General features: G+C 67.4%; 15 protein-coding genes. 6 read left to right on the top strand and 9 right to left on the bottom strand.

Annotation, left to right across the window (positions count from 1 at the left end):
* Positions 1-57 precede the first annotated feature (57 nt).
* Positions 58-768: a glycine-rich domain-containing protein gene (locus tag BLW48_RS31770; RefSeq protein ID WP_256216958.1), complete on the top strand. Its 711-nt coding sequence runs from the start codon at positions 58-60 to the stop codon at positions 766-768.
* Here BLW48_RS31770 and BLW48_RS31765 read toward each other — a convergent pair.
* From BLW48_RS31765 to BLW48_RS31745, 5 genes are read right to left on the bottom strand one after another with little or no spacing between them, the layout of a single operon-like run.
* On the bottom strand, positions 765-1,721 hold the full coding sequence (locus BLW48_RS31765; protein WP_177142479.1) for an ABC transporter substrate-binding protein: 957 nt from the start codon (positions 1,719-1,721) through the stop codon (positions 765-767). The genes BLW48_RS31770 and BLW48_RS31765 overlap by 4 nt on opposite strands.
* A gap of 20 nt (positions 1,722-1,741) precedes the next feature.
* A complete protein-coding gene (locus BLW48_RS31760) occupies positions 1,742-2,743 on the bottom strand; it encodes an ABC transporter substrate-binding protein (RefSeq protein WP_093179597.1) in 1,002 nt (333 codons plus the stop codon).
* Positions 2,744-2,753: 10 nt separating this feature from the next.
* Complete coding sequence (locus tag BLW48_RS31755; RefSeq protein WP_093179595.1) at positions 2,754-3,578, bottom strand: class II aldolase/adducin family protein; 825 nt, start codon at positions 3,576-3,578, stop codon at positions 2,754-2,756.
* Positions 3,579-3,581: 3 nt separating this feature from the next.
* On the bottom strand, positions 3,582-4,700 hold the full coding sequence (locus BLW48_RS31750) for an LLM class flavin-dependent oxidoreductase (RefSeq protein WP_093179594.1): 1,119 nt from the start codon (positions 4,698-4,700) through the stop codon (positions 3,582-3,584).
* 38 nt (positions 4,701-4,738) lie between these two features.
* Positions 4,739-5,740, bottom strand: coding sequence for an ABC transporter substrate-binding protein (locus tag BLW48_RS31745; protein WP_093058502.1), 1,002 nt, complete (start codon positions 5,738-5,740; stop codon positions 4,739-4,741).
* 110 nt (positions 5,741-5,850) lie between these two features.
* Between BLW48_RS31745 and BLW48_RS31740 the strand changes: the two genes are divergently transcribed.
* The 5 genes from BLW48_RS31740 to BLW48_RS31720 all read left to right on the top strand — a co-directional run bounded on the left by BLW48_RS31740 (position 5,851) and on the right by BLW48_RS31720 (position 10,652).
* Positions 5,851-7,095: an acyl-CoA dehydrogenase family protein gene (locus BLW48_RS31740; RefSeq protein WP_093179592.1), complete on the top strand. Its 1,245-nt coding sequence runs from the start codon at positions 5,851-5,853 to the stop codon at positions 7,093-7,095.
* Entirely contained in the window at positions 7,092-8,075 is a 984-nt protein-coding gene (locus BLW48_RS31735) for an ABC transporter substrate-binding protein (protein WP_093179591.1), read from the top strand. Before BLW48_RS31740 ends, BLW48_RS31735 begins: the two co-directional genes overlap by 4 nt.
* A complete protein-coding gene (locus BLW48_RS31730; protein WP_093179589.1) occupies positions 8,072-8,683 on the top strand; it encodes a cysteine dioxygenase family protein in 612 nt (203 codons plus the stop codon). Before BLW48_RS31735 ends, BLW48_RS31730 begins: the two co-directional genes overlap by 4 nt.
* Positions 8,680-10,302, top strand: coding sequence for a rhodanese-related sulfurtransferase (locus BLW48_RS31725; RefSeq protein WP_093179588.1), 1,623 nt, complete (start codon positions 8,680-8,682; stop codon positions 10,300-10,302). Before BLW48_RS31730 ends, BLW48_RS31725 begins: the two co-directional genes overlap by 4 nt.
* Positions 10,303-10,430: 128 nt before the next feature.
* A complete protein-coding gene (locus tag BLW48_RS31720; RefSeq protein ID WP_093080849.1) occupies positions 10,431-10,652 on the top strand; it encodes a hypothetical protein in 222 nt (73 codons plus the stop codon).
* Between the two features lie 35 nt (positions 10,653-10,687).
* On the opposite strand, the gene BLW48_RS31715 is transcribed toward BLW48_RS31720, so the two are convergent.
* The 4 genes from BLW48_RS31715 to guaD form a co-directional block, all read right to left on the bottom strand.
* Positions 10,688-12,151, bottom strand: coding sequence for a DEAD/DEAH box helicase (locus tag BLW48_RS31715; RefSeq protein ID WP_093080851.1), 1,464 nt, complete (start codon positions 12,149-12,151; stop codon positions 10,688-10,690).
* A gap of 131 nt (positions 12,152-12,282) precedes the next feature.
* On the bottom strand, positions 12,283-13,167 hold the full coding sequence (locus tag BLW48_RS31710; protein WP_093179586.1) for a KPN_02809 family neutral zinc metallopeptidase: 885 nt from the start codon (positions 13,165-13,167) through the stop codon (positions 12,283-12,285).
* Between the two features lie 110 nt (positions 13,168-13,277).
* Positions 13,278-13,844 carry a dCTP deaminase gene (gene dcd, locus BLW48_RS31705; RefSeq protein ID WP_093179585.1) on the bottom strand — a complete coding sequence of 189 codons (567 nt, stop codon included), beginning with the start codon at positions 13,842-13,844 and terminating at the stop codon, positions 13,278-13,280.
* 79 nt (positions 13,845-13,923) lie between these two features.
* Complete coding sequence (gene guaD, locus BLW48_RS31700) at positions 13,924-15,210, bottom strand: guanine deaminase (protein WP_093179583.1); 1,287 nt, start codon at positions 15,208-15,210, stop codon at positions 13,924-13,926.
* Positions 15,211-15,243: the final 33 nt, after the last annotated feature.

The following is a 15,243-nucleotide window of genomic DNA, read 5'->3' as shown; positions in this document are numbered from 1 at the left end:
AGCAATCTTCACCGGGCACGTTCGCTCGGACCTTCCAGCAACTCAACAGGAGCATTCATGGTTCATTCCACTCAAGGCAAGACACTGGAGCAGACGATCACCGCGATCAATGCGCTCGACCTCACACCGATCAAGTTCAAGGCCTGCCGCAAGGAGGACGGCTACGGCTGGTCGGCAGCCTACGCGGATCAGATGGAGGTGGCCTACAAGCGCTACCTGATACTGCACGCCAAGCACCCCGACCTGACGCTCGCTCCAGAGCAGGACGTCGACCGCTTCTGGCACATGCACATCCTCGACACGAGAAAGTACGCAGCCGATTGCGAAACCACTTTCGGCTACTTCCTGCACCACTTTCCGTACCTCGGCCTGCGCGGCGAGGAAGATGCCCAGGCGCTGCAAGCAGCCTTCCTGGAGATGCAGCGCCTGACCGTCGAGGAATTCGGCGAGCCTGCGCCAGCGCCCCGACATGCGGCGGCCAAGGATGTGGCCGCATGGTGCTCGCTTGAGGCGGGCAAGCCTGCAGCAGCGTGGTGTTCGGCGGAGGCCGGCAACCCTTCGGCAGCATGGTGTTCGCTCGAGACGGGCAAGGCTTCAGCAGCGTGGTGTTCGCTCGAGGCAGGCAAACCCGCAGCAGCATGGTGTTCGCTGGAGGCGGGCAAACCTTCGGCAGCATGGTGCTCGCTCGAAACGGGCACCGCGGCCGTTACGGCCTCCGCGGCAGAGCATTCGGTGAAAGCCGGCGCATCTGCAGCCGGGCATCACTAGCCAGCCGCTACCCCGAAGCCCGTGTCGAAAGTACCCTTCACATCAAGCGGCTGCTTGATGAGTCCGACCTGCCGGTAGAAGTCTGCGGTGCCCTGCTGATCGGCGATGACCTGCGCGTCGATGGGCACCCACTTCTGCTGGCGGCGTTCGAACTGCAGCTTCGCGGCTTCGGGCGGAATGCCGATGATGCGAGCCAGCGCAGCCGAGTAGGCGTCGACGTTGCGGTATGACCAGATCTGGGCCTTCACCACGCGCTGCAGGAAGTCTTGCAGCACCGGCCGCTTGGCCGCGATGGCGCTGTCGGTCGCCGCGAGGTAGCTCAGGCCCGGCAGCAGCCCTCGCCCACTGACCAGCACGCGCGCATGGTGGCTGACCTCAGCCAGTGCGGTGTAGGGCTCCCACGTGGCCCAGGCATCGACCGAGCCCTGCGTGAGCGCGAGCTTGGCATCCGCCGGCGCGAGGAAGCGCAGGTTCACGTCCTCGGGCTTGAGGCCGGCCGCAGTGATGGCCTTGAGCGTGATGTAGTGGCCGATGGAGCCGCGATTGGTCGCGACGCTTTTCCCCTTGAGGTCGGCAGCGGTCTTCAGCGGTGAATCGGGCCGCACGAGCACTGCCGTGCCGTAGGAGTCGGAGCGGTTCGCGCCGATGGCTTTCACGCGCGTGCCCGCGGCCAGCGCGAAGATCAGCGGCGCATCACCGATGGGGCCGGAATCGACCGCAGCGGCATTGAGAGCCTCGGCCAACGGCGCAGCGGCCGGGAACTCCGACCACTGGATGTCGTAGCCCAGGCCTTCGAGTCCGCCCGCTGCTTCGAGCAGCGCGCGCAGGCCCCCCTTCTGGTCGCCGGCCTTGAGCACCGGGCGACCCTGCGCGGAGGCCCAGCCGGGCAATGCGATGGCGGCGGCTGCGGTGGTGCCTTGAACGAGAAACTGGCGACGTGAACTGTGGGTCATGGATTTGCTGATGCCGGGCTTCATGCCAGCGGATCGAAAGAAACATGCTCGGCGAAGCGCACCGGGTCCGTGCTCTTCTTGAGCACGCCCACGCCTCGGAAATCGCGCGCATAGAACTCGACCTCGTCGCGCAGGTTGCGGCCCAGCGGATGGTGGTTGTGCGTGAGCGTGCCGAGCAAGGCGCGCAGGTCTTCCACCGCGACGTTGGGCGAATACTTGGCGAAGAGCTTGGCCGACTCGTTCGGGTTCTCGGCCACGTAATCGGAGGCTTGCGCGATGGCGCGCACCAGAGAGGCAACGGTGGCCTTGTCCTTGCGCACGAGCTCGCCACGTGCACCGACGATGCAGCAGACCTTGTCCTTGTATTCGCCCGAGAGGTTGCTCGCCACCTCGATGTAGGCGCCCTGGTTGCGCTTCTCGATCAGGTAGACGTTGGGGTCGCCGTCGGCAATGGCCTGGATCTCACCCTTCTTCACCGCGATGTCGAGCAGGTCGGCCGGGTACTGGCGCCAGGTGACGTCCTTGTCGGCATCGATGCCGTTCTTCGTGAGCAGGATCGAGAAGAAGTTCTTGCCCGGACTCGCGATGTCGGACACGCCGATGGTCTTGCCCTTGAGGCTCGCGAGGTTGGTTACGCCCGCGCTCTTCGCGCCCACCAGCCGCACGCAGCCGCCGTGCGAGCTGCCGACGATCTTCACGTCGAAGCCCGATTCGAGCGGCTTGAGCCAGCGGTGGATCATGCCCACGGCCGCATCGGCCTTGGCGGTGGCCAGCGACTCCAGCAACTGGTCGGTGGAGCCGGTGTAGTTGATGAGGTCGACCTGCAGGCCGTTGCGCTCGAAGTAGCCGCGCTCCTGCGCCACCACCACGGGCGAGAGGCAGAAGGCCGCTGCGTTCCAGGCGAAGGTGAGCTTGCGCGCCTGCTGCGAGAAGGCCTGCGAGGCGATCAAGCCGCTCGAGGCGACCACGGCGGCTGCACCGCCGGCGCGCAGCACGCTGCGGCGGGAAAGAGTTGGGGTCATCGTCGTCGCGTTACAGCAGCAGTTCGGGCTCGGCTTCGACCAGGCCTTCATAGAGGCTGTCGAAGGAATGAATGGCGCCTTCGGGCCCGCCGATCTGGCTGTGCGTGTGGCGCGCAGTGGCCTCGTCGATGGGCTGCGGCTTGCCGGCGGCTTCGGCCAGCAGCTGCGTGTGGCAGGCGTTGTCGAGCGCGATGTACCACCACGCGGCAGCCTCCACCGTGGGGCCTGCGGTCAGGATGCCGTGGTTCTTGAGGATGGCGCCCTTCTTGTCACCCAGCGCGTGAGCGATGCGGTCGCCCTCGCTGGTGTCGACCACCATGCCGGTGAAGTCGTCGAACAGCGCCACGTCTTCGTGGAACACGCAGCTGTCCTGCGTGATGGTGTCGAGCTTGCGACCCAGCGTTGACCAGGCCTTGCCGTAGGTCGAGTGTGTGTGGGCGGCGGCAATGATCTTCGGGTTGTGCTCGTGGATGGCAGCGTGAATGGCGAAGGCGGCCTTGTTGAGCGGCCTGTCGCCAATGACGGTCTCGCCCTTCGAGTTGACGAGCAACAGGTCGGATACCTTGATGCGCGAGAAATGAATGCCCAGCGGGTTGACCCAGAAGTGGTCGCTCAGCTCAGGGTCGCGCGCCGTGATGTGGCCGGCCAGGCCCTGCGCGAAGCCGAAGCGCGCGAACAGGCGGAAGGCGCCGGCCAGGCGCTCCTGCCGATGGCGGCGCTCGGCCTGCACGGTGGTGCGCGGCGGGATGGGGTCGAACCAGTACTTCTGCTGCGGGTTCGGGTTGAGCTTCAGCGGCTGAGGGGCGTTGCGGTCGATGGAGAGAACAGCGCTCATGACTCAGGCCGCCTTGCGTTGTGCCTGCGCGCGCTGCGCCACCAGTTCGCGCGTACGCGGAATCAGCTCGCGCCCGTAGTCCAGCGCGTCTTCCAGCGGGTCGAAGCCACGGATCAGGAAGGTCGTCACGCCCAGGTCGTAGTAGTCGAGCAGCGCATCGGCCACCTGCTCGGGCGTGCCGACCAGCGCGGTGCTGTTCGAGCGACCGCCGATCTCCTGCGCGACCGCGGTCCACAGCCGCTTGTCGAGCCGCGAGCCTTTCTCAGCCGCGGCCAGCAGGCGCTTGGCGCCTTCGCTCTGCTGCGGACCGCCGCGGTTGTAGCCCTGCACCACGCGCAGGCGCTTGGTCTCCGCCAGGATGTTCTCGGCGCGCGCCCATGCGGCTTCTTCGGTCTCCGCCAGGATCGGACGGAACGACACCGAGAAGCGCACGCTGCGCCCGTGCCTGGCCGCTTCAGCGCGCACGCGCGTGGTCAGCTCGCGCGCCTGGTCGAGCGATTCGCCCCACAGCGCGTACACGTCGGCGTACTTGCCGGCGACCGGAATCGCAGCCTCGGAAGCGCCGCCGAAATACACCGGCACGTGCGGCTTGCCGTTGCGCGTCTGCAGCGGCTTCACTTCGGAGAACGCGTTCTGGAAGCGGTAGTGCGCGCCTTCGTGGTCGAAGGGCTTCTCGGCCGTCCACACCTTGTGCAGCACTTCGAGATATTCGTCGGTGCGGGCGTAGCGCTGGTCGTGGTCGAGCCAGTCGCCGTCGCGGCGCTGCTCTTCGTCGGAGCCGCCCGAGATGTAGTGCACACCCAGCCGGCCTCCGCTGAACTGGTCGAGCGAGGCGAACTGCCGCGCCGCCAGCGTGGGCGCCACGAAGCCGGGGCGGTGCGCGAGCATGAAGTGGATGCGCTGCGTCACCGAGGCCGCGTAGGCCACCGTGAGCGTGGCGTCGGGGCTGGTCGAGTGGTGCGGCACCAGCACGCGGTCGAAGCCGGCCGTTTCGTGGGCCTGCGCGAAGGCGCGCACGTAGTCGCGGTCGAGCGAGGGCCCCTTGGCCGCGTGGATCTCCGAGACCTTCTGGCCCTGGATCATGCCGATGAATTCGACGCCGTCTTGGTGTTGCTGGCTCATGGTGTTGTCCTTGTTTGAATATGAATGGGAGGTGGATGTCAGGCAGCGGGCAGGCGCAGCGCGTTCTCGAAGCTGCGGTCCCACAGCGGCTTGACGTCGGCCGGACCGTCGAGCACGCCGATCTTCAGGAAGGTGTCGGCCACGTCCTGGTGGCTGCGCACCACGGCATCGCTGACGGGGCCAAGGCTGTAGTCGCCGCTGCGGCCGTTGAAGAGCTCGACGATGTCGCCGACGGGCACGCGCGTTTCGGCTGACTGCGCGCGGGCATAGGCCAAAAAGTTGCCGTTGATCCACGCGAACGAGCGTTGCAGGCGCTGCAGCAGGTCGCTCAGCGCGGCGCGGCGCAACGCGTCGTCGAGCGCGCGCGGGTTGGCGTAGATCGGAAAGTTGCCCGAGAGATACCCCACGCCGGTCTTGATGACGCGGGCGCCGTACTGCGTGCGCGCCAGCTGGCCGTTGTAGCCGTAGATGGCCCAGGCATCGAGGTCGCCGCGCGCGAAGGCCGAGAGGCCGTCCGACGGGGTGAGGCTCACGGCCTGGATGTCGCTGAACGACAGGCCCGCTTCGGCCAGCTGCTTGGCCAGGTAGTAGTGCGAGGTGGTGGCGCGCACGTAGCCCACGCGCTTACCCTTGAAGTCGGCGATGGTGCGGATCGGTGCGTCCTTGCGCGCCAGCGTGGCCTGGTTGTTCAGGTCTTCATGCGTGACGGCCACCAGCTTCACGCTGGACTTCTGTCGCGCCGCGAACACCGGCGGAATCTCGCTGCCCGAACCCAGGTCGAGTGCATCGCCGTTGATGGCCTCGATGTGCAGCACGCCGTTGTTGAGCTCGCGCCAGTCGATCTTGTAGGGTGTGTTCGCCTGGCCAGAGGCGGCGAGCAGCGGGCGCCAGAGGCCCTTGTAGGTGCCCACGCGCAGCGTGACGCCGGACAGGTCGCGCGAGGGCGTGGCCGCCTGCGTCCAGCCTGCTGTGCCGGTCGCGGCCAACGCCGCGGCGGCTTGCAACAGGCGACGCCTGTCCAAAGGAAAGTCTGGTTTCATGCACCGAACCGTAACCAGACGCTCCACGGAAGCGAACGCAGAAAAACGAGTTTGCATATGCGGGATGCGTCGTTTTCCCGCGCCGGGCGGCCCGGTACCGTGCGGGAACCATGAGTGCACTCCCCTTGCGCCGCACGCCGGCCACGCCTGAACACCCCTCCCCGCCTTCCACCGTCGATGCCTCCGTGCTGGCGCGCCTGTCGGCCCAGTTCGCAGCCACCGCGGCCGACCACGACCGCAGCGGCGCTTTTCCGCGCGAGAACTTTGAGGCACTGCAGGCGCATGGACTCATCGGGCTGGTCGCGCCCGCCGAGCACGGCGGCGGCGGTGCCACGCTGGCGACGGCACGGCGCGTGATCTCGGCCGTGGCGCGGGGCGAGCCGGCCACGGCGCTGATTCTCACGATGACCTATCTGCAACACCACGCACTGACGCGCATCGACAGCCGCTGGCCACCGCATCTGCGCGAACGCGTGGCGCGGGACGCAGTCGCAAACGGCGCGCTGATCAACGCGCTGCGCGTGGAGCCCGCGCTCGGCTCGCCGGCCCGTGGCGGCCTGCCCGGCACGGTCGCGCGGCGCGACGGCAACGGCTGGAAGATCGACGGCCACAAGCTCTACACCACCGGCATCGAGGGCCTGAGCTGGCTCGCCGTGTGGGCTCGTACCGATGAGGGTGATGAAGCCGCCCCGCGCACCGGCGTGTTCCTGGTGCCGCGCAACGCGCCCGGCGTGCGCGTGATCGCGAGCTGGGACCATCTGGGCCTGCGCGCCTCGGGCAGCCACGAGGTGGTGTTCGAAGACGTCGCCATCGATCTCGACCACGCGGTGGACCTTCGCGCGCCGGCCGACTGGGCGCCCGATGCAGGCAGCCAGACCGATATCGACGCCCATGCCACGCAGCAGGCGTGGATGACGGTGCTGCTCGGCGGCCTCTACGACGCCGTGGCCACGGCCGCACGCGACTGGCTGGTCGGCTTCCTGAACCAGCGCGCCCCCGGCAGCCTGGGCGCGCCGCTGGCGAGCTTGCCGCGCGTGCAGGAGCATGTGGGCGAGATCGAGGCGCTGCTGCGAACCAACCGGGTGCTGCTCGACGACGCAACCGCCGCCGTCGATCGCGGTCATACACAACCCTCCGCCGACAGCGGCCTGCTCAAGTACACGGTGACAGGCAACGCAATCCGCGCGGTCGAGCTGGCGCTGCAGCTCAGCGGCAACCACGGCCTCACGCGGCAGAACCCGCTGGAGCGGCACTACCGCGACGTGCTGTGCAGCCGCATCCACACGCCGCAAAACGATGCGATCCTGGTGGCCGCGGGCAGGCGCGCTTTGCTCTCGACGGGAGCCGCTGCATGACCGACCTGCTGTTTTCCAGGGCTTCCCGCCGCAGCTGGCTGAAGCAAGGCACCGCGCTCTCGCTGGCCGCCGCTGGCTCGCTGCGCGTGTGGGCGCAGCCGCAACAGACGACGTTGGTGCTTGGCGACCAGGCCGGTGGCCTGCGCTCGCTCTTCGAGGCCTCGCGCACGCTCGAAGGCGCGCCGTTCGCTTACCGCTGGGCCAACTTCCAGGGGGCGGCACCGTTGTTCGAGGCGCAGCGCAGCGCGGCAGTCGACACAGCCATGGCCGGCGACCTGCCCGTGCTGGCCGCGGCCGTGGGCAAGACGCCGCTGAAGATCGTCGCCACGCGCGTCGGCAAGGCCGACTCGCTGGGCATCGTCGTGCAGCCCGATTCGCCGCTGCGCAGCGTTGCGGACCTGCGCGGCAAGACGGTGATCGTGTCGTCAGCGCGCGGCAGCATCTCGCAGTACCAGCTGTACGGCGCACTCGAAGAAGCCGGCGTGCGGCGCGAAGAGGTAACGGTGAAGTTCGTGCTGCCGACAGACGCAGCCGCCGCCTTCGCCTCGAAGCAGATCGACGCTTGGGCCATCTTCGATCCGTACTACACGATTGCGCTGCAGCAGGGTGGACGCATCCTGCGCGACGGGCGCGGAATCAACACTGCCCTGGGCTTCATCACCGCGAGCGAGCATTCGCTGGCGGACCCGGCCAGGCGCGCGGCCATCGTGCAGTTTCTCGACCGGCTGGGCCGCGCGGGCGACTGGGCGCTGGCCAACCCCGAAGCCTACGCACAGGCCTACAGCCAGCTCACGCGGCTGCCGATCGAGTCGTCGCGCATCATCACCGCGCGGGCTTCGGTGGCAGGCCGGCCGGTGAGCGAAGCCGACATCGTCGCGCTGCAGGCCGTAGCCGACCGCTCGGCGCGCGACGGCATCCTGCCGGTGCGGGTGGATGTGCGCGCGATTACCGACACCAGCGTCTGGAAGCGCCCGGCGTGATCGCCACCTTGGCGCCCCTGCGCGAATTCGTCGGCGCCTTCGGCCGGCTGCTCGACAGCGCGCCTGACGAGCCCCGCATTCTTTCTGAAGGCGGCGCGTTGCTGCGCACGCTGGTTGCGCGCGACGACTGGCTGCCCGAGGCCTTTGCCCAGCCCGACCCTGTGCGCTATCGGCAATTTCTGCTGCACGCGGACAGCACCGAGCGCTTTTCGGTCGTGAGCTTCGTGTGGGGGCCGGGACAGGCCACGCCGGTGCACGACCACACGGTGTGGGGGTTGATCGGCATGCTGCGCGGCGCGGAGTACAGCCAGGGCTATGCGCTCGATGCGCAGGGCAATGCGCAGTCGCAGGGCGAGGCGGTGCGGCTCGACGCTGGCGACGTGGAAGCCGTGTCGCCCACCATCGGCGACCTGCACCGCGTGCACAACGCGCATGCGGATCGCGTGTCGATCAGCATCCACGTGTACGGCGCGAACATCGGCGCCGTGCGGCGGCATACTTACCCGACGGAGGGCGGCCGCAAGCCCTTTGTCTCCGGATACTCCAACGCGCTGCTGCCCAACCTGTGGGACCGCTCCGCTGAACTCGCATCCTCGAACACCGTATGACGACTGCCTCCTTTCCCGTTCTTTCATTCGCCGCCGTGCGCGAGCGGCTCATCGCCCGCGACGAAACCGCCCTGCTCGACGTGCGCGAGGAAGATCCGTTCGCACAGGAGCATCCGCTGTGGGCTGCGAACCTGCCGCTGTCGCGCATCGAGATCGAAGCGTGGCGGCGCATTCCGCGGCGCGACACGCTGATCGTGCTGTACGGCGAGCACGGCGGTGTCGACCTTGCGCCGCTGGCCGCGAAGACATTGGCTGCGCTGGGCTACACGAACTTGCATCTGCTCGAAGGCGGCCTCGAAGGCTGGCGGCGCGCGGGCGGCGAGTTGTTCCGTGACGTGAACGTGCCGAGCAAGTCCTTCGGCGAACTGGTCGAGCACGAGCGGCACACACCTTCACTGTCCGCGCCCGAGGTGAAGGCGCTGGTCGATGCGAAGGCCAACGTGGTGGTGCTCGATGCGCGCCGCTTCGACGAGTACCAGACGATGAGCATTCCCTCGGCCACCAGCGTGCCGGGCGCGGAGCTGGTGCTGCGCGTGCGCGAGCTGGCGCCTGATCCTTCGACGCAGGTGATCGTCAATTGCGCAGGACGCACACGCAGCATCATCGGTACGCAGTCGCTGGTGAACGCGGGCATTCCGAACCCGGTGGCTGCGCTGCGCAACGGCACGATCGGTTGGAAGCTTGCGGGGCAGGTGCTGGACCATGGTGCCGACCGGCAGGCGCCTGCCGTGGTGTCGCAAACGCATCGCGCACAGGCGCAGGCCGATGCAAAACGCGTGGCCGATCTGGCTGGCGTGCGCCGCATCGCGCTCGACGCACTGCAGACGCTCGAAGCGCCGGGACGGACCGTGTACCGCTTCGACGTGCGCACGCCCGAGGAATATGCGGCGGGCCACCTGCCCGGCTTTGCCAGTGCGCCTGGCGGGCAATTTGTGCAGGAAACCGATCACCAGGTGCCCGTGCGCGGCGCGCGCATCGTGCTGGCGGACGACGATGGCGTGCGGGCTTCGATGAGCGCGTCGTGGCTTGCGCAGATGGGGTGGGAGGTCTACGTGCCGGAGGTCGTGCCAACGGCTGCGGACTTCATCGAGACCTCGGCACCGCCGAGCTCATACCCGCCGGTTGCGGCCGTTGTGGGCGAGCTCGCGCCGAAGGAACTGGCGGCGTTGCTGAAGCAACCCGGCACCGCAGTGATCGACGTGACGACGAGCGCGAACTACGTGAAGCGCCACATTCCCGGCGCCTGGTATGCGATTCGCGCGCAACTGGCGCAGGCCCTCGATGCGGTCATTCCACCGGCGCAGCGCTACGTGCTGACCTGCGGCAGCAGCCTGCTCGCCCGATATGCCGCGGCCGACCTGCGCGCGCTGCTCGATGCGCGCGGCAAGGGCGATATCGAGGTGCTGGTGCTGACCGGCGGCAACGCGGCATGGTTCGCCGCAGGCCTCGACGCGGAGACTGGCGAGACGCGCCTTGCAACCGCGCGCACTGATCGCTATCGCCGGCCCTACGAAGGCACCGATGCGCCGGCCGAAGCGATGCAGGCTTATCTCGATTGGGAGTACGGCCTGGTGGCGCAGCTAGGGCGCGACGGCACGCATCATTTCAACGTGATCTAGATGCAAGCGTTTTGAAAGGATGACAACACGGTGGTGACACTGTGTAGGCTGGGTAAAGGCCGTCATCCGGCGATGCCACGGGACGTTGGTTGTTCATACCGACAACAACTCGCCCCAGGAGCTTTGCCATGAGATTCCCTGTTCTTGCCTTGTCCGCCGCCGCGCTGGCAGCAGTCCTGACCGGCTGCGTGGTCGCACCGGCAGCCCCCGTGTACTCAGCACCTCCGGGTGTGGCCTATGTGGCACCGACCTACGTGTCGCCCGGTGTCGGCTTCGTGTGGGCCTACCACCCGCGCTACGGCTGGGGCTGGCACCACCCGCAATACGGATGGCACCGCGGCTGGCGCTGAACCGAGGCGGCTGATGCCGCCTCTACACGCCTGGATCAGCTCGGCTCGGCGCTCTTGAACAGAGCGGCGACCTTGCGCTTGGTCTTGATGTTGCTGGAGATGCCGCGTGCGGGCGTAGCAGCCTTGGCGGCAGCTTCCCATGCCGGTGTGGCATCGGGCTCGCCGGCTTCGTAAGGCTTGTCGAAGAACGGATCGCGCGGTGCCGACGGTGCGCGGTGCGGACGTCCACCGCCGCGGCGGGCTTCGGCCTCGCGGCGTTCGCGCGGCTGGTCGAGCACATCGCGTGCGTCGCCGGCTTCGCCTTCTTCGCGCCAGTGGCGACGTCCGTCATTGATGCGGCCACGCGGGCGGTCTTCTTCGAACTCGACGGGTTCGAGCTCGATCTTCTTCTTGATCAGCTTCTCGATGTCGGCCACCAGGCGCGCATCGTTGCCGCCGCTGGCAAAGCTCACGGCCAGGCCCGAGGCGCCGGCGCGGCCCGTGCGGCCGATGCGGTGCACGTAGTCTTCGGCGTTGAACGGAATGTCGAAATTGAAGACCGCCGGCACGTCCTTGATGTCGAGACCACGGGCCGCGACGTCGGTGCACACGAGCAGGTCAACTTCGCCGGCCTTGAACGAGGCGAGCGCCTTCAGGCGTTCGTCCTGGCTCTTGTCGCCATGCAGTGCGGTGGTACGCAGGCCATCGCGCTCCAGCGAGCGTGCGAGGCGCGCGCAGCCGAGCTTGCTGTTGACGAACACGAAAGCCTGCGTGATGCCGCGCTGCTGCACGATCTGCTTGAGCGCGCGGCGCTTGTCGTCGTCGGCCACGCTGTAGAAATGCTGCTCGACGGTGGAGGCCGTTTCGTTCGGCCGCGCCACTTCGATGGTGACGGGGTTCTGCAGGTAGCTGCCGGCCAGTCGCTTGATTTCGGGCGAGAACGTGGCCGAGAACAGCAACGTGGTGCGCTGCTTGGGCAGGTAGCTCAGGATGCGCTGCAGGTCGGGCAGGAAGCCGATGTCGAGCATGCGGTCGGCTTCGTCGAGCACGACGTATTCGACCTGGTTGAGCACCGCGTTCTTGGCTTCGATGTGATCGAGCAGCCGGCCCGGCGTGGCGACCAGCACTTCGACGCCCTTCTTCAGTTCCAGCGTCTGCGGCTTCATGTCGATGCCGCCGAACACCACCGTGCTGCGCAGGTTGGTGTACTTGGCGTACAGCTTGACCTGCTGCGCGACCTGGTCGGCCAGTTCACGCGTGGGCAGCAGCACAAGAGCCCGGACCGGATGCCGCGCGGGCGAGGTCGAGGCGTTTTCATGCTTGAGCATGCGCTGCAGCAGCGGGAGCGAAAACGCCGCCGTCTTGCCGGTGCCGGTCTGGGCGGCGCCCATCACATCCTGGCCCGCGAGCACGACCGGAATGGCCTGCTCCTGGATCGGTGTCATGGTCTCGTAGCCCATTTCGGCTACGGCGCGCGCCAGCGGTTCCGCCAGCGATAGATTGGAGAAGGAGCTTGTCATTGAGCCCGCTATTGTCGCATTGCCGCAAAAAACGGCAGTGACGGCGGCATGACAACGCCCGCGCCAGCGGAATTGCTATTTATTAGATAGCAACCAATTCAGCACTGGCAGGCCCTTCAAGACGGTGCAGCTCAGAGGCTACGCGCATTGAAGGTGTCGCAGGACTTGATATCGCCGCTTTGATAACCCGCGCCGAACCACCGTTGGCGCTGCGCGCTCGAGCCGTGGGTGAAGCTGTCGGGCACCACTGCACGGCCTGCGGAACGCTGCAGGGCGTCGTCACCGATCTTCTGCGCGGCGTTCATGGCGGCCTCGATGTCGCCCGGGTCGAGCCACTTCTTCGACTCTTGCGAATGGTGTGCCCACACACCCGCGAAGCAGTCGGCCTGCAGTTCGACGCGCACGCTCATCGCGTTGTTCTGTGTCTGGCTCAGGCGGCTGCGCATGCCGTCGACCTTGGCGGTGATGCCGAGTTCGTCCTGCACGTGATGGCCGACCTCATGCGCGATGACGTACGCCTGCGCAAACTCGCCCGGCGCGCCGAGCTGGTTCTTCAGCGTGTCGTAGAAGCCGAGATCGATGTAGACCTTCTGGTCGCCAGGACAGTAGAACGGGCCCATGGCCGATTGCCCCGTGCCGCAGGCCGTGGGCGTGGCATTGCGGAACAGCACGAGCCGGGGTGCGTGGTACGTGCCGCCGTTCTGCTTGAAGATGCCCGTCCAGACCACTTCGGTGTTCTTGAGCACAGTGGAGACGAAAGCCGCCTCGCGGTCGCCGGACGGTGGCTTGGGTGCGGGCCCCTGTTGCTGTTGCTGCACCGGGGCCGGACCGCCGCCACCGCTGAGCAGGCTCAGTACCGTGAGCGGGTTGATGCCGAAGACCCAGCCCGCGATCAGCGCGACCGCGATAGTGCCGATGCCGATGCCGCGACCGCCGATAAAGCCGCCGCCCCCGCCACCACCTTCACCGCGGCGGTCTTCGACGTTGTCCGATTGTTCGTTGCCTTCCCATCTCATCGCAGTCTCCTTGCCGGCCATTGCAGGAGGATTTGCCGGCGGTCGCAGGATGGTACTTGCCCCGGCGCCCTCCGGGGTAACCGGCCGTCAGCAGACGGCCTGGTGTTTCGTCAGGTTTTTGGCAGGGTGACGCCGCGTTGGCCCTGGTACTTGCCGCCGCGGTCCTTGTAGCTGGTCTCGCAGACCTCGTCGCTCTCGAAGAACAGCACCTGCGCACAGCCTTCGCCCGCGTAGATCTTGGCGGGCAGAGGCGTGGTGTTGCTGAATTCGAGTGTCACGTAGCCTTCCCACTCGGGCTCGAAGGGCGTGACGTTGACGATGATGCCGCAGCGCGCATAGGTGCTCTTGCCGAGGCAGATGGTGAGCACGTTGCGCGGGATGCGGAAATATTCGACGGTGCGCGCCAGCGCGAAGCTGTTGGGCGGAATGATGCAGTAGTCGCCGTGCATGTCGACGAAGCTCTTCTCGTCGAAATTCTTCGGGTCGACCACGGTGCTGTGGATGTTGGTGAAAACCTTGAATTCAGGCGCGCACCGGATGTCGTAGCCATAGCTGGAGGTGCCGTAGCTGATGATCTTGTGGCCGTCGCTCTCGCGCACCTGACCGGGCTCGAAGGGCTCGATCATTCCTTCGTTTTCGGCCATGCGCCGGATCCATTTGTCGCTCTTGATGCTCATATGCGGTCGCTACTGCTGCTGCGGGGGGAGATGGCGCGAATTGTGGCATGCGCCACTGCCCTCCCCGCCGCCCCGGGTGCTACGGCGCCTGCGAAATCACCGTGCGCTCGACCAGCCGGTCGTCGCCCAGCACGATCATCGCGAAGAGCATTTCTTCCAGCGTGCTCGCCAGTTTTGTCTTGCGCGCCAGCAGCGGCGTGGCCGCCGGGTTGAGCACCAGGAAGTCGGCCTCGCAGCCCGGCTGCAGGTTGCCCACCACGCCGTCGAGGCCCAGCGCGCGCGCCGCGCCGCCGGTGTGGCGCCACCAGAGCTCCGAAGGCGCGATGCTCAGGCCAGTCTTGGTCTGGCCTTCACGGCCGACGTAGTAGGCGGCCATCATGGTGTGGAAGGGGCTGAAGCTGGTGCCGCCGCCCACGTCGCTGGCCAGGCCGTACGGATAGCCCACGCGGTCGGCCGCGCCGAAGTCGAAGAAGCCGCTGCCGAGGAACAGGTTGCTCGTGGGGCTCACGGCCGCGGCCGTCTTCGTCTCGCGCAGCAGGGCGCGGTCGGCGTCGTCGAGGTAGATGCAGTGGGCGTACACGGCGCGCTCGCGCATCAGGCCGAAGCCGGCGTACACGTCGAGATACGAGCGCGCCTTGGGGTACAGCTCGCGCACCCAGCTCACTTCGTCGCGGTTCTCCGCCACGTGCGACTGGATCCAGGTGTCGGCGTATTTCGCGGCAAGCTCGCTCGCGCCGCGCATCTGGGCATCGGTGCTCGCGGGTGCAAAGCGCGGCGTGATGGCATAGCCCAGCCGGTCGACGTTGTGCCACTTGCGGATCAGCGCTTCGGAGTCGATCAGGCTCTGCTCGGTTTCGTCGCGCACGCCGTCGGGCGAATTGCGGTCCTGCAGCACCTTGCCGGTCATCATGCGCAGGCCGCGGCGCTGCGCGCCTTCGAAGAAGGCATCGACCGAGGCCACATGCGAAGTCGCGAAGGTCAGCGAGGTGGTCACGCCGTTGCGCAGCAGTTCACCGAAGAACACGTCGGCCACTTCGTTCGAATGCGCGGGGTCTGCGAATTTGCTTTCGGCAGGGAAGGTGTAGTTCTCGAGCCAGGGCAGCAAGCCGGGCGCGGGCGAACCGATGATGTCGGTCTGCGGATAGTGGATGTGCATATCCACGAAGCCCGGCGCGAGGATGCGCCCCGGCAGATGGGTCACGTGGGCGCCGGGGTGGCGCGGCGCGACGGCGGCGTGGCTGCCGGCATCGAGCACGCGCTGGCGGCCGGTGCTGTCGGGGGCCACGACCAGCAGGCCGTCTTCATCGAAAACGGGCTGGCCGGCGGCGTCGAATCGCAGGAGGGAGGCGCGGTAGGCTTTTTTCATCGTGGGTGCGGAGGGTAATCCAGCCCCACCGCA

The organism is Variovorax sp. YR266, from assembly GCF_900107295.1.
GTDB lineage: Bacteria > Pseudomonadota > Gammaproteobacteria > Burkholderiales > Burkholderiaceae_C > Variovorax.
Note: the sequence above shows the minus strand (reverse complement) of the source record. Positions and strands in the feature narration are given on the sequence as shown.